At 42.3% G+C, this 26,210-nt stretch carries 21 protein-coding genes, 4 tRNA genes, 1 pseudogene and 1 riboswitch; of the genes and pseudogenes, 13 read left to right on the top strand and 13 right to left on the bottom strand.

What is annotated here, in order from left to right; all coding sequences use genetic code 11:
• The 3 genes and pseudogenes from VK541_RS13950 to VK541_RS13940 form a co-directional block, all read right to left on the bottom strand.
• A pseudogene (locus VK541_RS13950) lies at positions 1 to 1,026 on the bottom strand (hybrid sensor histidine kinase/response regulator); the annotation flags it as partial.
• Positions 1,027 to 1,144: 118 nt separating this feature from the next.
• Positions 1,145 to 2,125, bottom strand: coding sequence for a GlxA family transcriptional regulator (locus tag VK541_RS13945; RefSeq protein WP_324370938.1), 981 nt, complete (start codon positions 2,123 to 2,125; stop codon positions 1,145 to 1,147).
• Between the two features lie 72 nt (positions 2,126 to 2,197).
• A complete protein-coding gene (locus VK541_RS13940; RefSeq protein ID WP_324370937.1) occupies positions 2,198 to 2,917 on the bottom strand; it encodes a DUF1080 domain-containing protein in 720 nt (239 codons plus the stop codon).
• Between the two features lie 179 nt (positions 2,918 to 3,096).
• On the opposite strand from VK541_RS13940, the gene VK541_RS13935 reads away from it, so the two are divergent.
• Positions 3,097 to 4,218 carry a formylglycine-generating enzyme family protein gene (locus tag VK541_RS13935; RefSeq protein ID WP_324370936.1) on the top strand — a complete coding sequence of 374 codons (1,122 nt, stop codon included), beginning with the start codon at positions 3,097 to 3,099 and terminating at the stop codon, positions 4,216 to 4,218.
• Here VK541_RS13935 and VK541_RS13930 read toward each other — a convergent pair.
• The gene (locus VK541_RS13930) at positions 4,215 to 5,126 is read right to left on the bottom strand and encodes an alpha/beta hydrolase (protein WP_324370935.1); all 912 of its coding nucleotides are present in this window, start codon (positions 5,124 to 5,126) and stop codon (positions 4,215 to 4,217) included. The two genes, VK541_RS13935 and VK541_RS13930, sit on opposite strands and share 4 nt — an antisense overlap.
• Positions 5,127 to 5,216: 90 nt before the next feature.
• Entirely contained in the window at positions 5,217 to 5,807 is a 591-nt protein-coding gene (locus VK541_RS13925) for an RNA polymerase sigma factor (protein ID WP_324370934.1), read from the bottom strand.
• A gap of 142 nt (positions 5,808 to 5,949) precedes the next feature.
• Here VK541_RS13925 and VK541_RS13920 point away from each other — a divergent pair, with 142 nt between their 5' ends.
• The 6 genes from VK541_RS13920 to VK541_RS13895 all read left to right on the top strand — a co-directional run bounded on the left by VK541_RS13920 (position 5,950) and on the right by VK541_RS13895 (position 16,059).
• Entirely contained in the window at positions 5,950 to 7,149 is a 1,200-nt protein-coding gene (locus VK541_RS13920; RefSeq protein ID WP_324370933.1) for a FecR family protein, read from the top strand.
• Between the two features lie 253 nt (positions 7,150 to 7,402).
• The gene (locus tag VK541_RS13915) at positions 7,403 to 10,849 is read left to right on the top strand and encodes a TonB-dependent receptor (RefSeq protein WP_324370932.1); all 3,447 of its coding nucleotides are present in this window, start codon (positions 7,403 to 7,405) and stop codon (positions 10,847 to 10,849) included.
• A 2-nt stretch (positions 10,850 to 10,851) separates the two neighbouring features.
• The gene (locus VK541_RS13910; RefSeq protein WP_324370931.1) at positions 10,852 to 12,486 is read left to right on the top strand and encodes a RagB/SusD family nutrient uptake outer membrane protein; all 1,635 of its coding nucleotides are present in this window, start codon (positions 10,852 to 10,854) and stop codon (positions 12,484 to 12,486) included.
• Positions 12,487 to 12,528: 42 nt separating this feature from the next.
• The gene (locus tag VK541_RS13905) at positions 12,529 to 13,950 is read left to right on the top strand and encodes a glycoside hydrolase family 28 protein (RefSeq protein WP_324370930.1); all 1,422 of its coding nucleotides are present in this window, start codon (positions 12,529 to 12,531) and stop codon (positions 13,948 to 13,950) included.
• Between the two features lie 19 nt (positions 13,951 to 13,969).
• Positions 13,970 to 14,662, top strand: coding sequence for an SGNH/GDSL hydrolase family protein (locus VK541_RS13900; RefSeq protein ID WP_324370929.1), 693 nt, complete (start codon positions 13,970 to 13,972; stop codon positions 14,660 to 14,662).
• A 272-nt stretch (positions 14,663 to 14,934) separates the two neighbouring features.
• On the top strand, positions 14,935 to 16,059 hold the full coding sequence (locus tag VK541_RS13895; protein ID WP_324370928.1) for a Fic family protein: 1,125 nt from the start codon (positions 14,935 to 14,937) through the stop codon (positions 16,057 to 16,059).
• 231 nt (positions 16,060 to 16,290) lie between these two features.
• Here VK541_RS13895 and VK541_RS13890 read toward each other — a convergent pair whose 3' ends face one another.
• From VK541_RS13890 to VK541_RS13865, 6 genes are all read right to left on the bottom strand, one after another.
• Positions 16,291 to 16,713, bottom strand: a complete 423-nt coding sequence (locus VK541_RS13890) for a PIN domain-containing protein (RefSeq protein WP_324370927.1) — start codon at positions 16,711 to 16,713, stop codon at positions 16,291 to 16,293.
• Positions 16,714 to 16,715: 2 nt separating this feature from the next.
• On the bottom strand, positions 16,716 to 16,961 hold the full coding sequence (locus VK541_RS13885; protein ID WP_231459914.1) for a DUF6364 family protein: 246 nt from the start codon (positions 16,959 to 16,961) through the stop codon (positions 16,716 to 16,718).
• A gap of 157 nt (positions 16,962 to 17,118) precedes the next feature.
• Positions 17,119 to 17,190: transfer RNA gene (locus VK541_RS13880), tRNA-Glu, on the bottom strand.
• Positions 17,191 to 17,233: 43 nt separating this feature from the next.
• Positions 17,234 to 17,309 (bottom strand) — tRNA-Met (locus VK541_RS13875).
• 82 nt (positions 17,310 to 17,391) lie between these two features.
• Positions 17,392 to 17,463 (bottom strand) — tRNA-Glu (locus VK541_RS13870).
• Between the two features lie 40 nt (positions 17,464 to 17,503).
• Positions 17,504 to 17,579, bottom strand: a tRNA-Met gene (locus VK541_RS13865).
• A gap of 110 nt (positions 17,580 to 17,689) precedes the next feature.
• Between VK541_RS13865 and era the strand changes: the two genes are divergently transcribed.
• Entirely contained in the window at positions 17,690 to 18,568 is an 879-nt protein-coding gene (gene era, locus VK541_RS13860; RefSeq protein WP_324370926.1) for a GTPase Era, read from the top strand.
• A gap of 47 nt (positions 18,569 to 18,615) precedes the next feature.
• On the top strand, positions 18,616 to 19,917 hold the full coding sequence (gene der / locus VK541_RS13855) for a ribosome biogenesis GTPase Der (RefSeq protein WP_324370925.1): 1,302 nt from the start codon (positions 18,616 to 18,618) through the stop codon (positions 19,915 to 19,917).
• A gap of 3 nt (positions 19,918 to 19,920) precedes the next feature.
• On the opposite strand, the gene VK541_RS13850 is transcribed toward der, so the two are convergent.
• The gene (locus tag VK541_RS13850) at positions 19,921 to 21,501 is read right to left on the bottom strand and encodes a S41 family peptidase (protein ID WP_324370924.1); all 1,581 of its coding nucleotides are present in this window, start codon (positions 21,499 to 21,501) and stop codon (positions 19,921 to 19,923) included.
• Positions 21,502 to 21,871: 370 nt separating this feature from the next.
• Between VK541_RS13850 and murQ the strand changes: the two genes are divergently transcribed.
• Genes murQ through VK541_RS13835 form a run of 3 tightly spaced genes read left to right on the top strand, consistent with a single transcriptional unit; the run spans position 21,872 to position 24,072 of the window.
• Positions 21,872 to 22,678: an N-acetylmuramic acid 6-phosphate etherase gene (gene murQ / locus VK541_RS13845; protein WP_324370923.1), complete on the top strand. Its 807-nt coding sequence runs from the start codon at positions 21,872 to 21,874 to the stop codon at positions 22,676 to 22,678.
• Positions 22,679 to 22,690: 12 nt separating this feature from the next.
• On the top strand, positions 22,691 to 23,260 hold the full coding sequence (locus tag VK541_RS13840) for a hypothetical protein (protein WP_324370922.1): 570 nt from the start codon (positions 22,691 to 22,693) through the stop codon (positions 23,258 to 23,260).
• A gap of 50 nt (positions 23,261 to 23,310) precedes the next feature.
• Entirely contained in the window at positions 23,311 to 24,072 is a 762-nt protein-coding gene (locus VK541_RS13835) for a Bax inhibitor-1/YccA family protein (RefSeq protein WP_324370921.1), read from the top strand.
• Between the two features lie 165 nt (positions 24,073 to 24,237).
• Here the strand turns inward: VK541_RS13835 and VK541_RS13830 are convergent, their stop codons facing one another.
• On the bottom strand, positions 24,238 to 24,897 hold the full coding sequence (locus tag VK541_RS13830) for a DUF6266 family protein (RefSeq protein ID WP_324370920.1): 660 nt from the start codon (positions 24,895 to 24,897) through the stop codon (positions 24,238 to 24,240).
• 314 nt (positions 24,898 to 25,211) lie between these two features.
• A riboswitch (SAM riboswitch) is annotated at positions 25,212 to 25,316 on the top strand.
• 137 nt (positions 25,317 to 25,453) lie between these two features.
• On the opposite strand from VK541_RS13830, the gene VK541_RS13825 reads away from it, so the two are divergent.
• On the top strand, positions 25,454 to 26,210 hold a 757-nt coding region (locus VK541_RS13825; RefSeq protein WP_324370919.1), incomplete at its 3' end, for a homocysteine S-methyltransferase family protein.

The following is a 26,210-nucleotide window of genomic DNA, read 5'->3' as shown; positions in this document are numbered from 1 at the left end:
ACCGTGATATTCAGCTTCATCTTTGGCACGTTCAAGTTCTTTTCTATACCGCCCGCTCCGCGTAATATCAGTTAGGATCAAATACAAAAGCAAACCAGTTAAAACCACAAAAACCAGCATAATTACACCAATAGTTGTGATCCCCGTAGTCACGACTTTTTTCGCCTGACCACCGCTGATCTCAATTTGACTAACGACTTCATTTTCAACCTTCCTAAGTACGTCAAGCATTTGAGTGATCAGTACATTATTCGCATTTGCGAGCACAGCTTCCCTGTTTAAAAAACTGGCGTTATTCTTCCGCTGTTCATTTGCAATCACCTGAATTGATTGCTCCAGATTTTTGGTCATGGTGTCTTCAGCAGACAATGCAATAGTATCACGTTTAACCTTTTCCTCGCTAACAATTTTAATTGATTTATCACCTTCAGACTTCTTCTTTCCAAAAATTTTACCAAAAAAACTTCTTGATTTTTCCTCTGTGGGGTAAATTGTAGTGGTAGAGGTTTTTTCTTCTGTAGCCAGCAAAGTACTATCCGCCTGAGACGCTCTTTTAGCGACGATGCTATTTATGTTTTTTACTTGTTCAGAGAAAGACTTGTTGCTAACCAGGCGCGCTCTGACCTTTAAGTAATTCACAAACTGCTTATCCCTTTCGGCTAAAAGTTTTTTGATTTCCTTTATACGTGTCAGCTGAACAGAGTCATGAGCATAGAGAAATCCAAGAGTATCCAACACTCTTTTCAATTGTCCGGATTCTTTAAAACCTTTACGATAACTCTCCGGATTATTAAGGGCCTGACCTTTTTGCAATTGATCAAGAGTGCCGATTTTACGTGATATGACGTTTACAATTCGTAATCTTTCACTGGGAGCGGAAATATTTTCAACGGTTTCCAGCATTTCATTAAATGCTACCTTACTAACGCCCCATGCCATGAATAAGGAAAAACAAGCAAATAGCAAGGCGATGATCACTTTGCTTTTTGTTGCTTTTACAAAACTATTTCTGGGGGCACTGGTCATTTAAACTTCTCCATATAACGATAAGTCTCAATGTATATTACCACATTGATTTCTCCGCATCAATACAAAACAACAACGAAACCGGTCAAGTGTTTTTCAAATCAGGCAAGCCTAAGAATTACAATACGGCAATTTCCCGGTTATATTTTGTTCTGTACTGAATCGGAGAAAGTCCCGTTATTCTTTTAAATGTGGTGCGGAATGCTTTTGTGTCTGTATAGCCAACCTTGTACATCACCTCGTTGACATTCTCACGTGACGATTCCAAACTAACCTTAGCCGCTTCCATTTTTACACGTTGAATGTATTCTACAATTGTATTCGCAGTAGCCTTTTTAAATCTTCTTTCCAGGTTTCTTCTTCCAATGGCCTGCATTGCCGCCAACTGATCAATAGTAATTTTCTCCTTAAAATTATTCTCAATAAATTCCTGAATTTTCTTTATCGGTTCGTCTTCATGCTCCTTTTGGCCCTGAAAAATGGTGAAAGACAATTGGTTTTCTCTGTCAAGCTCAATAGCAAAAACTTTAGCCGAGAGTACAGCGATATCTCTCCCGGCATATTTTTCTATAAGGTATAAGATCAGGTTCAAATAAGAAAAAGCACCTCCGCTCGAATAAATACCCTGTTCATCCGTAATTATTTTCTCTGTAACAAGAGTTACATCCGGAAACATTCTTCTAAAATCATTCTCAGCCAGCCAGTGAGTGGCGCATTTGCGCCCATTTACCAAACCGGTCGAAGCAAGCAAAAAAGCTCCGAGACAAAGACTTGCAACCTCAGACCCACTCTGATACTGGGCTACAATCCATGGAATAAAGTCTCTATTATTCTCGATTGCATCATTAATTTCACCGTCAATTGCAGGTATTATAATCAAGTCTGTTTTGCCGGCATCCTTTATTGTAACATCAGAATTTACAGTGAACAATCCCCCGCTTACCGACGTTTCATTGGACAATCCGACCAACTGAATTTTGAACAAAGGGGGTTGACCCTTCGCTTTAAAAAATTCATTCACCTGACTGAACAATTGTCTTGAGCCTTCAAGGCTACCCAATATGGCCCCTTTCGGAACAAGGATTGAAATGTGTTTCATAAATTTTGTTTACTGACTACTACAACTCCGGTGCATATAAATCCATCCTAAGATAAAAACCTTAATGTTACATTACAATGGCAGGATCTTAATATTTCTCCATTGACTAGAGCCCGGATGCTCCTGCAAGGCAATTTTTCCTTTGGCCACCTTTGCAAAATCTGCAAAAGCCTCGCTCTTAAATTTACTGTTGGCTACGAGTTTATTCCATTCCTCGCTTCCTATCTGACCTTCAAAAGTTTTGATGCCATTTAAATAAAACGTCAGGTGCCCTTTATTTTGGATCAGTCTGACTTTATTCCATTCACCGACTGGTACAGGTTTAGAAACTGTAGCATCCCCGGACATGTCGTACAAGCAGCCTGCAAGGTGGTTCTCTTTTTTATTATCACTTGCGTCAATATTATCCAGTACCTGCATCTCCGGCCCTGTTAAATAAGTCGCTCCATATTTAGGATCTTCCTGAATATCGAATATGATACCACTATTACTTCCTTTGGCTACTTTCCACTCCAAATTAAGTTCATAATTTTCATACATCTCGTTGGTAACAATATCACCGCCACCGCTCCTTGGCTTCGTCTGGTCAAAAACCAGTGCCCCGTCAACCACCTGCCATTTCGAGCCAACAGTATCTCTCAGATAAGTGTGCCAGCCCTTAGTGGTTTTGCCGTCAAATAATAATTTCCAGCCTTGTTTCTTTTCTTGTTTAGTCAGCGTATTTGGCGTTTGCGCCACAGCAGCACCACTTAGCAATGCAAAAGCGGTAAAAACAATTAGTGTTTTTTTCATAAATTTCATAATTTGTGCGTACTAAGGTAATAAATAATCCAATTCCTAGGATGGATACTAAATCGATTTTTAAACTATCCAGAGCAAACAAATGTCAAAGTTTTTCTTTCTTTTCAAACCGTAACGTTAAATTGCCCTTTAAATCCCTAAAGAATCCAACCCATATTCTACCTTAAGCGATGAAGAATATATATTTACTTTTCTATTTGTTCCTTTTAACGGCCGTTCTTTCCTGTCAGCCAAATGCGGAAGAACAGACGCAATCGGCTGTCAACACTGACTCCCTGGCGACCTGTTCCAGCAATCTCCCGAAACGTTATGGGAGCCTTCCGGCTCAGGCAGACATCACTTCAAATAAAGCAAACCACAAGGACATGGTTCTCATACCTGCCGGAGCCTTTACTATGGGAGCCTCAGACCATGACGGCAGAGCTGACGAGTATCCGCAGCATAAAGTGAAATTATCTGCCTTCTGGATGGATGCCACAGAAGTAACCAATGCCAGCTTTAGCAAATTTGTTAAAGCCATGGGGTACATCACTACCGCCGAGCGCAAACCAGATTGGGAAGAAATCAAAAAACAGCTGCCTGCCGGCACACCCAAACCACCCGATAGCGTTCTTGTTGCCGCCTCACTTGTTTTCAAAGCACCCGGAAAAATCAGCGACCTGGACAATGTGGCGCAGTGGTGGAAATGGCAAAAGGGTGCAGACTGGAAGCACCCTCAGGGTCCTGGCAGCAGCATCAAAGGCAAAGACAACTATCCCGTCGTCCAGGTCTCCTGGGACGATGCAATGGCCTATTGTAAATGGACAGGAAAAAGGTTACCCACTGAAGCTGAATGGGAGTATGCAAGCCGCGGCGGCCTGTCAAACGCAACCTATCCATGGGGGAATGAAGATATAGAAAAAGGCACACACAAAGCCAACACCTGGCAGGGCAGCTTTCCAGTCAAAAACACAAGTTGGGATGGCTTTTACGGGCTTGCCCCCGCCATGCAATTTAAAGCGAACGGCTATGGCCTTTATGACATGTCCGGTAATGTTTGGGAATGGTGCATTGACTGGTACAGACCCGATTACTATAAAACCAATGAAGGAAAAACAAGTATAAACCCATCCGGACCAGCCGACAGTTTTGATCCAATGGAGCCCGAAGCCTCCAAAAGATCAGTGCGCGGTGGTTCATTTATGTGCCATTCCTCTTATTGCAAAGGATACCGGGTGAGCTCCAGAATGAAATCTTCACCAGACACCGGCCTGGAAAATACAGGTTTTCGATGTGCAGTATCTGCAGACTAATTCATTTTCATTTCTCTCAGCCAGGCCAGACACAGGTCCATCCATTTATCTGTCCGGGTTGCATTATTAAGGCCAAATCCATGGCCGCCGGTAGCGTAAATATGCATTTCAGCTTTAACACCATTTTTTTTAAGCGCTTCGTAATAATGAATGGAATTTAACACGGGGACAACTTTATCATCACTGCAATGAATTAAAAAAGCAGGAGGGGTGTTTTTATCTACCCGAAGCTCATTAGAAAAAGCATCTGTTTTTTCCCGGCTCGCATCTTCTCCAATCAAAGCCTTTTTAGAACCTTTATGTAAGATCCCATCCTGGAAACTTACAACAGGATAAATTAAAATAGAAAAATCCGGTCTTAAATTTGTTCCATCAGGACTATCAACAACGATATCCGAATAATGGGTTGAAGCAGTTGAAGCCAGGTGCCCGCCCGCTGAAAATCCCATTATTCCAACTTTGGCCGTATCTATACCCCATTCCTTTGCCCGTTCCCTAACCAGTTTAATAGCTTGTTCGGCATCCTGAAGCGGCCCAATGGACCTATCCTTCATGATCAGATCATTCGGCAACCTGTATTTTAGTACAAAAGCCGCAATGCCATGCTTAGTCAGCTCTTTTGCCACTTCAGTGCCTTCGTTGTTCATCACTAAAAAGGAATAACCCCCGCCCGGGCAAATGATAACCGCAGTCCCGCTGGCAAGTTTTTTTTCAGGTAAAAAAACAGTTAGCGTAGGTTCAGTCACATTCCTAACCATAATTCTGCCTGTTTTTGAAGTATCTGTCTTCTCCGCCACATCTGCAGCGACAGAATTGGGTACCTTTTGGTAAAGATGAATGATATTTTGTGCAACTGCCTCCTGCTGCTTCAATACCAGAAGAATAAGTATTAAGAATAAATTTTTCATATCAATGATTTAATCAAAAATAAAAAATATTCTCACATTATGTAGTACATAAATATCTGTTTATTAGCAGCGGGGCATTTTTATAGGATGTCATTTGTATAATGTCATTAAACATAGAAAAGTAAACAATACACTGTGATCTTCTAAAGTATTTCTCAAATGCTTTAGTGCATGAGTGATCTGATTTTCGACAGTTCGTTTGGAGATATGAAGCTGTTCGGCTATTTCTTCATTTGTCAGATTATCTACGCGGCTCATTAAGAAGATCTCCTGGCAGCGTTTTGGCAAGTTGACCAGTTGTTGTTTCAATGAGCAGACTATGTCGTATTCAGCCTGTCTGGTTTCTGCCTCGTTCAAAGTTGAAGTCTGATCGAGAAGGTTGTAATCGGCTGTCAATACGATTGGAGACTTAGCAGCCCTGGTGCGGTTATAATATTGGTAGCGAACTGATGTCAGCAGAAATTTCGGAATCGAATTGATTGACAATACGTGTCGTCTATCCCAAATGTTTATAAAAATATCGTGAACGATTTCCTTACTGGTCTCCATATCTTTAGTAAGTCTGAAAGCCGTTTTGTAAAGCCGGGTCCAGTACCGGTCGAAAAGTAAACGAAAGGCATTCTCGTCATCCAGTTGAATGGCTGACCATAATTCGACATCACTTATTTCAGAAAAAGACATATTTTTTGGTTGTTACAAATAACAATAATTTATTTGTCATATTCAAAATCAGGGGTTTAAAAGGAATTAAAAAAATATTCTGCGAACTTATGTGTGTTGTCGGGTCCTTTACTACACTATCATTATAGACGACACCAAATATATGACCAAAGCGGAATTCCTAACCCTGTACGAAAAGTACCAGGATGGTAAATGCAGCACAGATGAAATAAATTTACTGTTCAGCTATACCGACCAGATCAATCTTGAAGATGGAGAATGGGAATCAGATATGCCTGATAAGCAAGCAATCTATGCTGATCTTTTTCAAAGGCTCGATCATCAGACAGGTTTTGGTTCACAAGACAAGAAGCATCAGACGATACCATTCAGTAACCTGGTCAAAAGAAAAAGGTATCTGTTGCTTTTCCGCGTGGCTGCAGTATTGTTTATCGTAATTTCAGCAGGGATGATATGGTTCAATTTCCGGTCAGGATCAGCGCGCTTTTCCGCGAAAACGGATACTTCAAAATTTCAGGAAGTAATGCCCGGAGGCAACAAAGCGACATTAACATTGGCCAACGGCACAAAGATTGTCCTTGACCGGCTTCAGAATGGTCAAATTGCGCAGCAGGCCGGTTCCATAGTTCAAAAGATCAATGACGGGCAATTGGTTTACGCATCAGATTCTGAAAATGATCAGCATCCGTCATCAACTACCGAATGGAACACCGTTACAGTACCAAAGGGCGGCCAGTATAAAGTTATCCTGTCAGATGGAACATCAGTTTATCTGAATTCGGCGTCCGTACTGAGCTACCCAACTAGTTTTACCGGAAAAAAGAGAGCTGTAAAACTTACAGGAGAAGCTTATTTTGAAGTAGCAAAAAACCCAAACAGACCTTTTATGGTAATGGTCAGTAACCGGCAAAACATAGAGGTCTTAGGTACGCATTTCAATGTCGAAGCTTATGATGGCGAGCAACAGATCAAAACAACTTTACTGGAAGGTTCTGTTAGAATTATTTATGGAAAGAAAGAAACTTTGTTGAAACCAGATCAAATGGCGCTAACCGATTTTTCTGCTTCCACTATTTCTGTCAAATCTGCAGACACCGACGAAGTCATGGCCTGGAAAAATGGCATGTTCATTTTTAGTGACGAAAATATAGTCAGTATAATGAAGCGGTTATCACGCTGGTACAATATCGACGTAACTTTTAAAGGAAACGTAAAGGGCTTAAGTTTTGGAGGCAACTACTCACGTGACAAAACCCTGTCTAACTTATTGAAAAATATTGAATTAACGGAAAAAGTGCACTTTGTAACAGAAGGAAGGAGGGTGACTGTAATAGCCGAATAAATGACTACCAAAATCCAAAAAACCGGAAGTGTTGCAACCACTCCCGGCATTGTTAGCTAGCCGTACTAAGCTGCTAACTGGATAAAGCAAATTGATATTCCAACCAACTACTATTAATCCGAAACAAATGTATAAAAATTTTACTGCACTAAAATGCAGGAATAAAACCTGCTGTAATTTAAAATTCCTGCTGATTATGAACCCTGCTTTTTGCAGGCTCCATAAGGCAAATAAAAACAAATGGGTACTACGAATGAAACTCACTATAATTTTATTGGTGTCCGCTTTTTTACAGGTAAATGCATCCGGCTTTGCTCAAAAAGTAAGTCTGAATGTAGAAGACGTTACCATTAAAAAAGTATTTTATCAACTAACCAAACAAACCGGGTACAATTTTATTTATGATTCGGAACTGCTCAAAGATACCCGAACAATAACGCTTCATGTCGATAACCAAAATCTAAAAGACGTATTGGATAAGTGTTTTGAAGGACAATCCCTGGACATCATTTTCAATACCGATAAGACGATCGTTATTAAAAAGAAACAAAAACCCGGCATTGATGTTCCTGCCGCCGTTCCAATTGTAGTAAAAGGTGTAGTAACTGACGAAAATGGGCAGCCCCTTCCCGGTGCGGTAATCCGGTTGAAAGGAACGGCGATTGGAGCTGCTGCCGGAAATAAAGGCGAATTCACCATTAATGTTCCCGACAATAACAAAATATTGGTCATCAGCATGATAGGCCATGAAACCATAGAAATCACGGTTACTGGTGATAAACCATTGCAAATCGTTTTAAAGCAACAAAGCAACCGCTTGAACGATGTAGTAGTTGTTGGCTACGGGGTTCAGCGAAAAGGTGATCTAACCGGTGCGATATCTGGCATCTCAGAAAAGGAAATACAGCAATCCAAATCCATTTCCTTTATGGAAGCCCTCCAGGGACGCTTAGCCGGAGTACAAGTTACCTCCTCTTCCGGAGAACCGGGAGGAGCGGTTTCAGTGAATATCCGTGGCACGAATTCATTTAATTCCGGCACGCAGCCTTTATGTGTTATTGACGGAGTACAGATTGATGTGAACAATGCTGAAGCAGCCGCTTCGGGTATTGGCAGTACATCATTGGCCAATCCTTTATCCGGCATCAACCCCACAGATATCGCTTCGATTGAAGTGCTTAAAGATGCTTCTGCTACGGCAATTTTCGGCTCAAGGGGTGCAAATGGCGTCATCGTAATCACCACCAAATCCGGCAAGAACAACTCGTCGGCCCTTGAAGTAAACAGCTATACCGGTATTTCATCGAATCCTAAAAGAATCCCAATGCTAGGTGCTCAGGATTATGCGAATTACAGGTTGATAACCGGATCTGCAGATGACACCTGGGCAGATGATTTAAATAACGATGGTGTATTTGACCGGGTAAAGGATTTTTCCGGGGTAAAGAGTCACGATTGGCAAAAGGAAGCATTAAGAAATGCCATCATTCAAAATTATAATGTGAGTTATAGCGGAGGCAGTGCTAAAACAAATTTCTCCACTTCTGCTACGTATTTGAATCAGGAAGGGCTGATTCTGAATAACAAATATGAACGCTACAGCTTATTGATGAAGGTCAATCACAATGCGACAGATCGATTAAGGCTTGGCGCTAATATCAACTTGTCTCACGCTATAGGAACGGGAGTTGCCTCCAATGGAGGTAACGATGTAAGAAATTACAACGGTTTGATTCAGAATTTGATGCTTACCCGGCCAGTTAATGTGCCAGATCCATCGCTGCTCTCGCTTGACCCGGATGGCGCCACTTTTTCGAGCCCGATCGATTTCGTTAACCTATCCTACAAAAAAAGCCCGCTTTCAAGGGTGCTTACAGACCTAAGCGCCAATTACAGAATTATACCTGGACTATATTTTGATACACGCGTTGGCGCAGTTCTTACCATGTCATCAAATGGCGAGTTTTATCCTTCAACAGTGTCCTGGGGCATTGGTACTAACGGACTCGCAGCGATCAACAGAAGCAATGCGTCCAACTGGTATCAATCAAATACACTGACGTGGAATAAGCGAATAGCGAAATATCATTCCATCACTGCGTTATTGGGCCTGGAGTTAAATTCCTACATAATTGATACCTACCGCTGGCAAGGACAAGGATTTGACATCCAAAGCATCAATCCCTTAGACAATATTGCAACGGCAAAATTACTGCCTTTTCCCCCTGGAACCGATAAGCAAAAGTTCAACAGGCTATCAGAGTTTGCCAGACTTAACTATGCCTTCAAGGATAAATACCTGCTGACAGCCACACTCCGGAACGATGCGTCTTCTAAGCTCTCGGCAAATAAAAAATCTGCTTTATTTCCAAGTATCGGGGCGGCATGGAGAATGTCAAGCGAAGCATTCCTGAAGAAACAGCAGATCATCACAGATTTGAAGATCAGAGGGAGTTTTGGTGTTACCGGTAACGAAAGGATTCCGCCGTACCAGTCACTTGCAACCCTGTCAAATGTTTATTATTCGTCTGCTTCAGGCTCACAATCACTTGGATTGGCACCCGGTCTTATTGCGAATCCCAATTTAACATGGGAAACAACAGTTCAATACAGCACTGGCATAGATTTAAGTTTATGGAACGACAGAATTGCATTGACGGCTGATTTCTACTTAAAACAAACCAAAGATTTACTCATTCAAGCAGACATCCCGTCTCAAACCGGCTACATGAAGCAATATCAAAACCTGGGACAGATAGATAACAGAGGCATTGAACTGGCTTTGAATACGATCAACATTAAAAAAGGTGACTTCAAATGGTCCAGCAATATCAGCTTCACAGTCAACCGAAACAAAGTGGTATCACTTGGTACTGTGAAATTCATACCTGTGAATGCTGCCGGCGGGGCAATTTCGTCTATTGGACGCGTAATAGTCGGGCAGCCGATCGGTACTGGCTATGGTTATGTTTTTGACGGCATCTATCAAATCAATGATTTCAGCCTGATCAAGGACAGGAATGGCAATACGGTGGACCCTTCTACCTTAACGGGCAGTAATTACCCAAACTATATTTACACGCTAAAACCCGGCGTTCCCGGTATAAATGGGCGTGTGGTAAGACCGGGCGATCTGAAATACAAGGATTTGAATGGGGATGGCAAAGTGGACAATACCAATGATTACACCACAATCAGCAACAGTAATCCCAAACACTATGGTGGTTTGAGCAACACATTCACCTACAAGAATTTTGACCTTAGTTTCCTGTTAAACTGGTCCTATGGAAATGACATACTTTATTTAGGCAAGTACAGGATAGAAGCTGGCGGAGGTTACTTCGCAAATGTTACCCAGGAATATTTCGATAACAGATGGCTGCCGGAAAACCCAACCAACTCCTACCCGGGTCTAACCTCACAGGGAAAAACCGATATATCTTCTTACTACACTAAAAGTGGTTCCTATTTAAGGGTAAGAAATGTGACATTAAGCTATACATTGAAAGCCGCGGCATTGAAAAAACTGGGTCTGGACAATGTACGTTTTTATGCAACTGGCGAAAACCTTTATACATGGACGAACTACCCTGGCTTTGATCCTGAGATCAGCTCCTACACCCAGCTATTGTCAGGAGTAGATAATATCACTTATCCAAGGGCAATAACGGCGATTTTTGGTTTAAACTTAAAATTTTAACTATGAAACTTAAACATATCATCATACTCATAAGCATTTCAATTTTTTTCTGTGGATGTAAAAAATTCCTGGAAGAAAACCCTTACTCGGTCCTATCGACAAACAACTTTTATAAGACGGCAACAGACGCCGAACTGGCCATCACAGGTTTATATGATATCTTAAATGCCCAATCGATCCAGGGGCAAACCAATCATCCGCTTTGGGGCAAAGGCATGCAGTATCTCACAAACTCAGGTGTCGACGAGGTGACGGCCAATACCAATACATTAGCCAGCGATCCCAATGCACTTGCACTATGGAACCACACCTATACCGCGGAAAACCCAAACATTTGGAATATCTATTTCGCCTTCTATGCGGGCATCAACAGAGCTAATTTCATCATCGAACGTGTACCAGCGATCAGCATGGATGAGGAACGAAAAAAACAGATTGTGGCCGAAGCCTACTACATGAGAGGAATGTTCTATTTCTACCTGGGCTGGCTATGGGGCGGGGTCCCCCTGGAGACCTCAACAGTTCCGAATCTCACATCACCGAGAGCAACCTTAAAGGAAGTGCTGCAACAGGCAGAAGCTGATCTGAAAAAAGCCTACCAGGCACTTCCCCCGCGAAATCCGCAAGCCGGCAGGGTAAATAAATACTCCGCCGGGGGATTTCTTGCAAAACTTTACTTATATGAGGCCAGCTGCAAAGAAAACAACGCCGGTCAAAATCTTAATTTTCCGCTTAACAGCTTTGATTGGGTAGATCCCGCATTGTGTTATCAACAGGCTTTAACTGTATGCCAGGATATTTATAGCAACAGCAGCTATACGCTGCTGCGTCCATTCAGCTATTTATTTTTATCTGCAACCGAAGCAACTGCACGCAATGAGAACATGATGGTTGTACAAACCGGAACGGGTGGTACGCTGGAATCCTTTCTATATCCCTCCTATGCCGGACCTGTTGGGAACTACCTTACTATGGGAGGAACGCTTAACATGGTCAGACCAGTCAAGGAAGGGTATCTTCGCTATAATGCAAATGATGGCAGGAAAAATGGTTACAGCGGTTACCTGAGCAGTACCACCAACTTTACCACACTTAACGGACATAAATACTATACGCCAGACCCCATAAATGCCCAGCTTACCAACTTATGCATCAATAAATGGCGTGAAGACGATGCAGCCGCACGCCAAAGCAGAGGTATATCGCCATTTGGAGGAGAAACCGACTTCGCCCTGCTGCGATTTGGCGATATCCTTTTGATGTTTGCCGAAGCAAAATTCAAGACCGGGGACGAACCTGGCGCACGCGCATTGTTTCATGAACTTCGACTTCGCGCCTGCAGCGACGACGCAACGAAGGTCAATGCCATCACTACCGTCTATCTCAAATCAGATTTCATGGCGGAGTTGCTGGATGAACGTTCACGTGAACTGATGGCTGAGGGCTGGCGCCGATTTGATTTGATCAGGTTTGGTAAAATAAAAAGCGTCATTGCCGCGCTCGATGCCTCATTTTTCTTTAACGGCGGGGATATACAAAGTGTCAAAACTAATTTCCAGGATTACAAAATCTGGTTTCCTATTCCCAGCAGGGATATTGCAACCAATCCAAATCTGATACAAAATCCAGGCTATTGATCATCAACAAAACACGACAGGTAAACAGCTAACAGACAGAAAATGATTGATCATCTCATCAAAAAATACACCATACTGATTGTAATATTTTTAGTTGCAGGAGCGGGCACCATAAAGGCCCAAACCTACAACATACTGGATTTCAAAGCAGTTCCAGGTGGCAAGGTTTTAAATACGACAGCTATACAGAAAGCTATCGATAAATGCGCTGCCAACAGCGGCGGTACTGTACTTGTTCCCGCCGGTACATTCCTTACAGGAATGATCAGATTAAAAAATAATGTAGAACTGCACCTGAGTCCAGGTGCAGTTCTACAATCTGCGATTACGGACAAACCATATGTCAGTCTGGTTTTAATTGATGACGCGGTTAATGTTTCTGTTACCGGAACAGGGGCCTTACTTGGCGATGGTAAAAAATATGACATAAATTACAATGGTCTCCGGCCCTATCTGCTCTTTGCCAAAGGCAGTAAACGTGTTAAAATAGAAAACATCAAGCTAAGTCAGCCATCCATGTGGACCATGCGCCTTTATCGGTGTGAAGGCGTCGTGGTGACCGGTATTGACATCTACGCACATGCGAACTTTAATAACGACGGGATTGATATCGACAGCAAAGATGTGATCATTTCAGGTTGTACAATTGATAGCGGTGACGATGCCATATGCCTTAAAAGCGAGGATCCAACCCGCTTATGCGAAAACATAACCATTACCAACTGTGTCATAGCTTCCACATGTAATTTTATCAAGATGGGAACGGGCTCGGTCAGCGGCTTTAAAAACATCACAATCAGTAACTGCGTATTGAAAAAACCCGCAGAATCTCCGCTTCATAACTGGAAAGACCCGAACGGCGCATTTGCCAGCGATAAGCAGGACCACTTCATTACCGATGCCATAACCGGCTTAAGCGGAATAGCGCTGGAGGTGGTAGACGGTGGTACAATGGACCAGGTAAGCATTTCCAATATTAGCATGACGGGCGTACAGACGCCCATCTTCATCAGATTAGGCAGTCGTTCAAACCCAACCGGTTCCCTCAAAAATGTAATGATAAGCAATGTGACCGCAACTTCAAGCAGCCGGATGTGCAGCATCATTTCTGGTGTACCTGGATTTTACATAGAAAATATAACGCTGCGTGATATGATCATGACAAGTCCCGGTGGCGGAACAGCAGAAAACGCAGCGCGTATCGTTCCTGAAAATCAAACCGGATATCCCGAAAACCGGATGTTTGGATGGTCATTGCCAGCTTATGGATTGTATGTGCGCCATGCAAAAGGAATTGTCCTGGACAACATCAGGTTCAATCTGCAAAGCAAGGATAGCCGCTCCGCCCTATGGCTGGAGGATGTCAAAGAATTAAGCACGAACAGACTCAAACCAGACATCATGGGAAGCAGCGAAAACTGGATGAAGCTGGTAAATGTAACAGATCATAATAAGAACAATTAATACAAACCAGCTAAACAATATGCAAAAAAAAATATGCACACTTGTCTTATCAGGAGTACTGCTTTTAGTAATCAGTGCATTTATAAATGATAGTCCCAGGCAATTATTTTTGCTCGGCGACAGTATCTCACTTCAGTACGGGCCTGATCTCGAGCGGTTTCTGATTGGAAAGTATAAGATTGAGATAAAAAGCAGTGATTCTTCTGCTTTCAAAAATTTAGACATCCCTGTTGGTGCAAACGGCGGTGATTCTCGTATGGTATTGAACTTCTTAAAGCAGAAAACTAAGGAAGCGGGTTTTAAGCCGGATGTATTGCTCCTAAATTGTGGCCTGCACGATGTAAAGCGGGATCCGGTTACCCATGAAATAGCCATTAATGAAAAAGAGTATCGCCAAAACCTTGAAAACATATACAAACTGGTTTCCGGTAAAAAGATACCGATGATATGGATACGCACTACGGGTGTCATTGACTCCTTACATCGGAAAAATAAAGGATTTGATCGTTATCTTAAGGACATAGAAAAATACAACTCCATCGCCAGCGAGGTGTTCTCCAGCCATCATATTCCGGAGATTGATTTGTTCAGTTTCACAGCAGCTCAGGGTAGTAATAGATTTGCGGACCATGCACACTATAGCCCCGAGGTTAGGGTGCTTCAGGCCGCATATATAGCGGGGTTCCTTGATCTATGGAATAATAGGAGATAACATTAATGCCTGTAGCCCAAGAGTTAATTTATCGAACACCTTTCAGGAAGATTTGATGCTTTTAGCTAATTTAGATGGCAGTGGCATTGAGCCCAAGTGTTACAGATAACTTGAAGTTTTGAGAGTTTTCTAAATTCGATCAGTCTTTTCACTCTTAAATTAGCCTCGCATTAATTAACCAAAGACCGCTTATACTTAAATAGCCACCTCCTTATTTAAGTTTTTTTGCCGTTTACTTAAATAAACATACCTTTATTTAAGATTTATTGAAAATGAACAAATACAATTCAGGAAAGCAAATAAACCAGGGATATTACAAAAGTTTCCAACCGAACCTGATAAACAGAGAATGGCATCTTGATAACATGGAAGTAATACAATTGTTGAGTAGAGCTGATAGACATGTAGGACGGCTAGATATGTATTCCGAATATGTGAACATAGAATTATTCATACGAATGCATATTGCAAAAGAAGCTACACAATCTTCGAAAATTGAAGGTACTCAAACAAATATGGAAGAGGCCTTTTTAAGTAAAGACGAAATAATTGCTGAGAAAAGAGATGATTGGGAAGAAGTTCAGAATTACATAAGCGCCATGAATGAGGCCGTAAAATTACTACACCGCCTACCTTTTTCGTCTCGTCTAATTAAGCAAACTCATAAGATATTATCACAAGGGGTTAGAGGAGAGCACAAGCTCTCAGGGGAATATCGAAGTAGTCAGAACTGGATTGGTGGGGCAACTCTAAATGATGCAATTTTTATTCCACCAGTACATACATCAATTGATGAACTTATGTCTGATCTAGAGAAGTTTGCAAATGATGATTTAAACCCATTACCCGATCTGATAAAAATTGCTATTATTCATTATCAGTTTGAAACTATTCACCCATTTTTAGATGGAAACGGCCGTGTAGGCAGGCTTCTTATCACGATTTACCTGGTAAGTAAAGGAATTCTTAAACAGCCTATCTTATATCTTTCAGATTTTTTCGAAAATAACAGGCAATTATATTACGATAACCTGATGTTGGCGAGGACTCAAAACAACATATCCCAATGGCTGAAGTTTTTCTTAACAGGGATTATAGAAACCGCCAAGAAAGGCGTCACTACATTCGATGCAATTCTTCAGTTGCAAAAAAGCTTAGAAATAAAACTGAAAACATTAGGTAACCGAAATATAAATGCACAGAAGGTAATCGATTATTTATATAACCAGCCTGTGATTAATGTCGGCAATGTTGAAGCAATCATCCAAAAATCTTATGTAACAGCTTATAAGCTGATTAATGATTTAGAACAACTAGAGATTTTGAGCGAGATATCCGGTGCTCAAAGAAACAAGCTTTATGTTTTTAAAGATTATCTTGACTTATTCAAAAAATAGATTAAAGCCCAACACCTGTCAAATTATAGTCGGCTCCCATTACCTTCGACAAAAAAGCCTTCAGATTTCTGAAGGCTCTCTTAATAATTTTCATGAAATAAATTCCCATGTTGTTCCCAAGATGGGAGAAGTAGCCCAAGCGTTACATTTATCGAACACCTTTCAGGACGATTTGATACTTTTGGCGAACATGGGAGATGATCTGTTGACCAGCCTATGAGACAAAATTCGCTATGTACCACTAAAGCTAGCCAATGCTTCAGTCGGTGTGAGAACGGCAAGTTTGCTCTTTTTAAAATCTTTGGTATTTCGAGTAACAATAAAATCCAAATCGGGGATGCTTAAGGCACTATGGTATTGAATGGCATCTTCATAATCTTTAAAATCCGTTTTAAGCGACTGACGAATAACCGTAGCTGTTACGTCTGTTATTTCCGTCATATCAGCCAGTTCCTCCAGCAATCTCAAAGTAGCATTTCCGGGCATAGACTGACGAAGAATGTAATATATGTTATTGTAAGAGACAGCGGCTATAAAAATCCGTACTTTACCATTTACAGCTAGATCAAAAAGCTTTGCAGCATCCATTGCAAAAGGCTGCCGGTTTGCCAGAAAATCAATAACTATGTTGGTATCCATGAAAACTTGTTTCATGCTTACCCGTGTTTCTCTTTCAAAACCTTGCCTAGCTCCTTTTTGTAATCAAAATCCTCAGGAAGTTTTACTGATCCCATTAATTTGGCCACCCTTGGCGATAATGTCTGCACAGATTCCTCTGAAACACTGATAGATTTCAGGTAATTTTCTACGATATCAGATAAACTTTTTCCTTTTTGGCGGGCATATTTTTTAGCCGAATCAATTACTGTATCCTCTATCGTTAATGTGAGTTTAGTAGTCATAACACGTGTGATTAATAAACCAAATATACGTGTTTAAAATTTCATTTAAAAAGACTGCGCTAAAAAAGTCAACAAAAAAAGCCTTCAGGTTCTGAAGGCTCTCTTAATAATTTTCATGGAATAAATGCCCATGTTGTTCCCATGATGGGAGTTTTTGTAGCCCGCAGGGGAATCGAACCCCTATTTCCAGAATGAAAATCTGGCGTCCTAACCGGTAGACGAGCGGGCCATATTTAGCAGAGCGACTCACATTGCTGCTTATGCTCTGCTTTTGGTAGCGGGGACCAGACTCGAACTGATGACCTTCGGGTTATGAGCCCGACGAGCTACCAACTGCTCCACCCCGCACTATATTTTAAAGCCCCTGACATACAACGATATTCTCAATCGTCATAAAAAAACCGCTTAACTATCCGTAAAGCGGCCCAAGTAGCCCGTAGGGGAATCGAACCCCTGTTACCAGAATGAAAATCTGGCGTCCTCACCCCTAGACGAACGGGCCATTAAGATTGCCTCAGCTGGTTAAAACTGCGAACCTTTTTTGGTAGCGGGGACCAGACTCGAACTGATGACCTTCGGGTTATGAGCCCGACGAGCTACCAACTGCTCCACCCCGCACTATATACAATTTCGTAGCTTCTGTTAAATCCTTAACTCTTCTCCCGAATTGGAATGCAAAGATATAATTCGTTTCTTTGCAGTGCAAATTTATTTCAAAAAATATTTTCATGTCGCATAAAGCAGGTTTTGTAAGTATCATCGGTAAGCCAAATGCAGGCAAATCGACCCTAATGAATGCCCTGGTGGGCGAAAAGCTCAGCATTATTACACCCAAAGCCCAAACCACCCGTCACCGGATTTTGGGGATTGTCAATGAAGAAGCCTATCAAATTGTTTTTTCAGACACCCCGGGAATCATAAAACCGCGTTACGAACTTCAGAATTCTATGATGAGTTCCGTAAAAGGCTCCATAACCGACGCAGATTTAATCCTCTTTGTTACAGACATTAACGAGCAATACGATGAAAACGACGTGCTGGAAAAGATCATCAATACCACCATTCCTCTCATCGTACTGATCAACAAAATTGACAACGCGACACAGGAACAGGTAGAAGAAAAAATAAACTTCTGGCAAGAGCAGTTAAGCCCAAAACACATCTTTGCCATTTCGGCTTTGCAGAAATACAACCTGGACGGTATCATGAACACTGTACTTGATTACCTGCCGGAACACGATCCTTTTTACGACAAAGAAGACCTCACAGACCGCAACCAGCGCTTCTTCGTTTCAGAGATCATCCGCGAAAAGATCTTCAACAACTACCAGAAAGAAATTCCATACAGCACCGAAGTGGTCATCACAGCTTTTAAAGAAGAAGAAACCATTACACGGATCAGCGCCGAGATCATCGTAGAACGCGACTCTCAAAAAAATATCCTGATCGGCAAAGGCGGGGCCAGTCTCAAAAAAGTCGGCACCGAAGCCCGCAAAGACATCGAGAAATTCCTTGATCAAAAAGTATTTTTAGAGACCTTTGTAAAAGTGATCCCCGACTGGAGAAGCAAAAAGAACTATTTAAAAAGTTTCGGGTACGAAAATTAAGCTTACCTTTGCAACCCCTTAATAATTAATACCATTCACAATACACCATGAGTAACATAATCGCAATCGTCGGAAGACCAAACGTAGGCAAATCCACCCTCTTTAACCGCTTAACTGAAAGCCGTAAAGCCATCGTCGACGATTTTAGCGGTGTTACACGCGACCGCCATTACGGCTCCGCAGAATGGACGGACAGACAGTTTACAGTTATCGATACCGGAGGCTATGTAGCAAACTCTGAAGATGTTTTTGAAGCCGCCATACGTGAGCAGGTGATCATCGCGATCGAAGAAGCAACAGTACTCTTGTTCATGGTCGATGTAACTACAGGCATTACCGACCTTGATGATGAAATTGCCCAATTGTTAAGGAGGAGTAAAAAACCAGTCTTCACCATTGTAAACAAGGTGGACAATACACAACTGCAAAACGAGGCCGCCGTATTTTACGGATTTGGTCTGGGTGAGATCTATCCCATTTCTTCCATGACAGGCTCCGGTACAGGAGATCTGCTCGACGATGTCATCACTCACTTTGAAGACCTTCCGGAAGAAGAGAATGCTTTACCGAAGATCACGATTGTTGGTCGTCCAAATGTGGGTAAATCTTCCCTGATCAACGCGCTGATCGGTAAGGACAGAAATATTGTAACCCCTATTGCCGGGACAACACGCGATTCCATTCATATCCATTACAACCAGTTTGGCCATGAGTTCATGTTCATTGACACTGCAGGTCTGCGCAAAAAGACCAAAGTAAAAGAGAACATCGAATTTTATTCCGTTATGCGTACAATTAAGGCACTGGAAGAAGCCGACGTGGTCGTCCTGATGATAGACGCCATGGAAGGGCTGGAGTCACAGGACGTCAATATATTTCACCTGGCAGAAAAGAACAAAAAAGGAATTGTCATCCTGGTCAACAAATGGGACCTCGTAGAGAAAAACAGCAAGACCATTAATGTATTTGAAGAGCAGATCCGTCAAAAATTACAGCCTTTCACCGATGTTCCGATTCTCTTTACGTCAGTAGTCAACAAACAGCGTATATTTCAGGCTATAGAAAAAGCTTTGGAAGTATTTAAGAACCGAGGCAAAAAGATCCCTACTTCCAAATTGAACGATGTGATGCTGCCGATCATCGAAAAGTATCCGCCACCGGCATTAAAAGGAAAATACATCAAAGTAAAATACATCACCCAGATCAACGGGACCTCACCAATGTTTGCTTTCTTTTGCAATCTTCCCCAATACATCAAGGAACCTTATAAACGGTTTATAGAAAACAAATTAAGAGAGAACTTTGACTTTAGCGGAGTACCTATCCAGATCTATTTCAGACAGAAATAAACACTATTGCAAGCTTGTTAAAGCTTGTTTTACAACAGGATCACTTAGGTTAACCGCCTTATAATAGCCTGCTTCTCCTAAATGATACTTACATAAAAGCACCTTCAGGTCATTTAAGATCACCGGCTTTGACGACAGCAGCTGCTTTGCATCCACGACAATGTTCTCCTTTTGCACATACTTCACGAAATCCCTGAAATCGGTTTCATTGATGGCAAAGCCGGCCAGGTTCTGCTCTATAAAAGAAGCCGTGTATCTGTTTGCCAAAACATCATATACAAAATCCGGGAGCACCCTTTTTTCCGCCAGCTTAGCATAGAACCTGTTGTATCCCATGGTATCCACCTTCACATAAATATCCGGCTGGATGCCGCCCCCTACAAAAGCTTTGCTTTTTATAGTGTCTTTGCCCGCCAGTTTCTTCGAATTGGTCATCTCACCATCACTGTATCTGCTCTCAATCTCATCCTGATAGGCTTTATATCCATTTTTATAAGATTTCTGAATGCTCCGGCCGGATGGCGTATAATACCTCGCAATAGTCAGGTTCAAGGCCGATCCGTCCCCAAAAGGAAACTGTTCCTGCACCAGACCTTTCCCAAATGAACGTCTTCCTATGATGATCCCCCTGTTCAGATCCTGTACAGCCCCGGCCAGTATCTCACTTGCCGAAGCCGAATTCTCATTGATCAGTACCGCCAGTTTACCTTCCTCAAACTCACCCCCACCGGTAGCCACATAATCCGTGCGCGGTTCATGCTTGCCTTCAGTATACACGATCAGTGCATTCTCCTGAAGGATCTGGTTTGCCAGGCCGGTTGCAGCAGTAAGGTACCCGCCGCCGTTGTCACGCAGATCAAGCACCAGTTTTTTCATCCCGCTCGCTTTCAGTAACCTTATGGACTCGACAAAATCTTTATCTGTCTCCGCACCAAATTTACTGATCCTGATATAACCCACATCATTGGCCAGCATATACGAAGCGTCAACACTGCTTACCTTTACCCTGTCGCGTTTTATAGTGAGTACCACAGCCTCATTATTTCCCGGGTGCATGATGGTCAGCTTCACCGGAGTTCCCTTCTTACCCTTAATCTTCCCGACCATCTGTTCCCGCGGCAAAGCCTTCCCGCTCACAAAAATGGTGTCTATTTTCAGGATCTTGTCACCCTGTTTAATACCCGCCATATAGGCCGGGCCATCTTTGATTACATCAGTAACCAGCAGGGTATCCTTCAGAATATAATACTCTATCCCAATCCCATCAAAATTTCCGCCCAGACTTTCCGTAAATTCACTGGCTTTTGCAGGAGGTAAATAAATGCTGTGCGGGTCCAGTTTGTGCAGCAAACTGTCAATGGGCAAATGGTTGAGGCTGTCGGCATTTACCTCATCAACGTAATTTTTATTGATGATATGGATAATTTCATCCACCTTTTCAGCGTTATTGTCTGCGTAACGTGCAGCACGTTGAAACTGATACCCCTGGTCCTTCAAAAACCGGTAGCCCATAAACATCCCACCTATCAGTGTTATGGAATAAGTGAGCGCAATCAGGATATTGTAACGGGTATTCTTTTTCATAGATCAAAGGCTCTGTAAAGTTAAGTAATTACAGGCTCATTTAATTAATTAACCCCTATGATTTTTAATTGTTTTCATAATTTTTAATGGCTTTTATACCAATTATTACCTGATGTTGATCTTTTCACAGGCAATTTTCTTTTTTTCCTTCGAAAAAGTCCGGTTTCAGGGCTGGCAGTCATCCATATTTAGTCATTTCGAAGCCGTCACGAAATCATCAAAAACCAATTGATTTTCTTATTATTTCTCCTTTTAAAAAGAAAATAACGAATTTTAACAAACCATTATAAGCTTTACAAATTACAAATAGATAAATTTGCAGATAATGGCTTCCTAGCAAGTAAAATATTAACCAAGGAAAAATAGAACGATGATAAGAGTAACCGAGCAAGAGTCGAAGTACAACGACATAGACCAAATGTCTGTACTGGAAATTCTGAAAGGCATAAATGATGAAGACAAGACCGTACCTCAGGCTGTAGAAAAAGTGATCCCGCAGATAGAAAAACTGGCATCAGCAGTAGCAGAGCGAATGATCAGTGGCGGCAGGTTATTTTATATCGGCGCCGGCACCAGCGGCCGTCTGGGCGTAGTAGATGCCTCAGAGTGCCCCCCTACATTCGGCGTACCGTTTGACTGGGTGGTAGGCATCATTGCCGGCGGCGATACTGCGATCAGAAAAGCAGTAGAAAATGCAGAAGATGATGCAGAACAGGCTTGGATCGATCTGCAGGAATTTAACATCAATGAGAAAGACTGCCTGGTCGGACTGGCGGCCTCAGGCACTACTCCATACGTGATCGGCGGATTGAATACCGCACGTAAGCGCGGTATCCTTACAGGATGCATTGTATGTAATGAAGGCGGCCCCATAGCCAAAGAAAGCGACTTCCCGGTTGAAGTAGTCGTAGGCCCGGAATTCCTGACAGGATCAACCCGTATGAAATCAGGCACAGCCCAAAAACTGGTGCTGAATATGCTGAGCACCACCGTAATGATCAGGCTGGGCCGTGTAAAAGGAAACAAAATGGTAGACATGCAGCTGACCAACCACAAACTGGTAGACCGCGGCACACAAATGGTAATGGATGAACTGAATATAGACCATGACCATGCCGCAGACCTGCTGATCCGCTACGGAAGTGTGCGCAAGGCGGTAGAAGCCAGCAATAAATAGATCCGTTTTTTTATGCATGAAATAGAGCCTTTTTATCTCTGGAGGGATGATTATATAGCAGCGGAGGATGAGCGTTCGCCCTTTTACAATACAGAATATTCTGAATTCTATTTCGACAAGCAGCTCTATAACTTCCTGATCCATCCCCAATGGGACGACTTTGGATCCAGCACCATGTATATTAAAGTGCTGTATGCCGATTATGACCGCAATTATGCCATTATCGAGCTTATCGGCGAATGGAACGACGCCATCAGCAATGACATCATGATGCTCAAACGGGAGATCATCGAACTGATGATAGATGAGGGCATCAATAAATTTATCCTGATCGGAGAGAACGTGCTCAACTTCCATTCCTCAGAAGACAGCTATTATGAAGAATGGTTTCAGGACGTAGATGAAGGCTGGATCACTGGCATCAACTTCCAGGAACATGTCATCAATGAATTCAGGAGCAGCAACATAGATTACTACATTAACTTTGGCGGTCAGCTTGACGATTTGGCATGGCGCTCCCTCAAACCGCTCCAGTTCTTCAAAAAAGTTGAAGAAATACTGACAAAAAGACTAGGGGCATAGCTTTTGCAGATGTCAAAGTATTACTATCTTTATATAAAATTTTAAACAAAATGGATAACAACAATAATTTTGACTGGTCACAAAAATCTGTTTTTGTGCAGGAACAAACAGGCGGTGTTGCTAAAAGATTCTTTGCAAACGTGTTTTTATGGATGTTCGTTGCTTTAGGCGTGTCCACATTGGCAGCAGTTTTCATGGCCAACACCCCTGCGGCGTTGGATTATATTGTAAGAACTAATGAATTTGGCGTCAGGAACATGACTGGCTTAGGTTATGTTGCGACTTTTGCACCACTGGGACTTGTTCTTCTAATGGGCGCGGGATTTAACCGTCTTTCCTACGGTGCATTGCTGGGTGTATTTATCCTGTTCTCCCTTTTACTGGGGATCAGCCTAAGTACCATTTTATTAACCTATACTGCCGGATCAGTTATAGCTTGCTTTGCCGCAGCTGCCGGAATATTTGGTATCATGGCAGTCCTGGGATATACAACAGATACAGACCTGAGTAAATTCGGACCAATTTTAATGGTTGGAGTTGTAGGATTAGTGATTGCCAGCGTAATCAACTGGTTCCTGAAAAGTGCCCAGTTTGACTATATCATGAGCTTCTTCGGCGTAGCCATCTTCACCGCTTTAACTGCATATGATGTTCAGAAACTGAAACGTATCGGCGCCGGACTTGAAGAAAACGGAAGCCAGATTGCTGCAGCAGACAGTGGCAAGTTAGCCATCATGGGCGCACTTTCTCTGTATCTCGACTTTATCAACATCTTCCTGTTCTTATTGAGAATCTTCGGAGGAAGGAAATAAAATATTCCACTAAATAAAAAAAGCCCCGGTTTATCCGGGGCTTTTTTTATTCATCGTCATTGCGAGGCACGAAGCAATCTCCGCTTGACAATGAGATTGCTTCGTGCCTCGCAATGACGTAATACCTATAACCAATCCGCAAACTTAGCAACTCAGCCTGAGGCATTAGCGCTTGGGGACAAAGACCTTTCCCAAATATACACTATGTGACTGGCAGGATCTGTCCTGTGCAAGAAAGCCTAAGTAGACATGATAGTCAAGATCAGTGCCAGCGGGGCTTAGCTGCAGCACATCGGTTCCTGCCTTCCTGAGAACTCCTGTAGTTACGCCCGCTATATCGGCACTGACGTTATTTTCATCGGCTAAAGCATAAGCTAAGAGCATTGCCTGATCATACCGGCTTCCTTTGGTGCTGATTTCAGTACTCCAGCTGAAGCGCAGCAAATAATTCTCATCCATCAGTGCCTCCGAAAATACCGGGACGTGGAGGTCACCACCACTGATCCGCACCAGTTCCGGATTTATCTGCTGGTTCGGGTATTCTCCTGTTACAGCATGGTTAAGCGCATAAGATACTGCAGCCCTGTAACCACCCGTTTTGGTTCCATAATCCTTAAAACCTAATTTTAAGAAGGCACTGATAGGCTTCATAAAAGCCTGGACCTTAGCGAATTTTCCAGTGTTGTTCTTTTCTTTTTCCGTTTTCTCTCCTCTTCTTTTCGACGGAGCCATCCGTATAACATTTTTACCATACATGGTATACCATACCAAATTGCCGACCTTACCCTTGACCGGGCCCAGGATTCCTTCTGTTGCTTTTCCCATAAATTGAATACTAAATTAGTTGATAGTGAAGTTATATAAAAAACTTTAAACAGACATAATTCATACTTAATTCATACATAGTTTAAACAGATATTGATTGTATAAACTATGTATGAACTTTGTTTAAACTATGTATAAAAACTGTAAAAAATTAAAACACAGATCAAACAGATCATAGAAATATAATCCATGGTATTGATCGAATTGCCAAAATTTAATTCTTAACCACCCCTTATAAATACCAATTTTTGCAATTTAATGCGCTTTAATCACCGTTTTTTTGGAATTGATTTTTCTTTGTTGCATTTTTGTAGTGCTTATAGAGAAAGACGGAGGGATTAGACCCTGCGAAGTCTTAGCAACCTGTGCTTACAAGGTGCTACATTCTACCGGAGTCATTGGCTCCCGAAAGATAAGTTAAAGGTAGCATTAGCTGTTCACATAGCTGGACCCGCAACTTTCCCTTAAGCTTTGTATGTAATAGGTTCGGCACTTGTTTAGGCCCCGGCCTCTATCAAAAATAGCTTATTGCATACTCATATTGTGTAACCGTTAAATGAACATTAGAGAAGAATTAGAGAAACGTATCTTAATTATCGACGGTGCGATGGGCACCATGATCCAGCGATATGTCCTGACTGAAGAGGATTTCAGAGGAGAACGTTTTAAGGATCACCCCTGTGATGTAAAAGGCAACAATGATTTGCTCAACATCACACGCCCTGATATCATCAAGGCCATCCATACCGAATATTTAAAGGCCGGTACAGACATTATTGAAACCAACACCTTCAGCACCCAGCGCATTTCCCTGGCCGATTACCAGATGGAAGAGCTCGACTATGAAATGAGCTATGAAGGGGCTAAAATTGCCAAAGAGGCGGTGAATGAGTTTATGGCCGCCAATCCTGACCGCAAATGCTTCGTGGCCGGTGCTGTAGGGCCTACCAACAGAACTTTATCCATCTCACCGGATGTGAACGATCCTGGTTTCAGGGCCCTTACTTTTGACGAGCTGGTAGATGCTTATTACCAGCAGGTCCGTGGTTTGGTAGACGGCGGCTCAGACTTGCTGCTGATTGAAACGATTTTTGATACCTTAAATGCCAAGGCTGCGATTTTTTCCATAAAAAAATACGAAGAGGTCATTGGACGAAAAATAGAGATCATGATCTCCGGCACGATTACCGATGCCTCGGGAAGAACTTTATCCGGACAAACGGCTGAAGCGTTTTTGAACTCGGTCATTCATGCCAACCCGCTGAGCATCGGCTTTAACTGTGCTTTGGGTGCCAAAGACATGAGGCCGCACA

Origin of the sequence: Pedobacter sp. (genome assembly GCF_035317785.1) — a bacterium.
In the GTDB taxonomy this organism is placed as follows: domain Bacteria; phylum Bacteroidota; class Bacteroidia; order Sphingobacteriales; family Sphingobacteriaceae; genus Pedobacter.
This window is presented reverse-complemented; position numbering and strand designations above follow the sequence as displayed.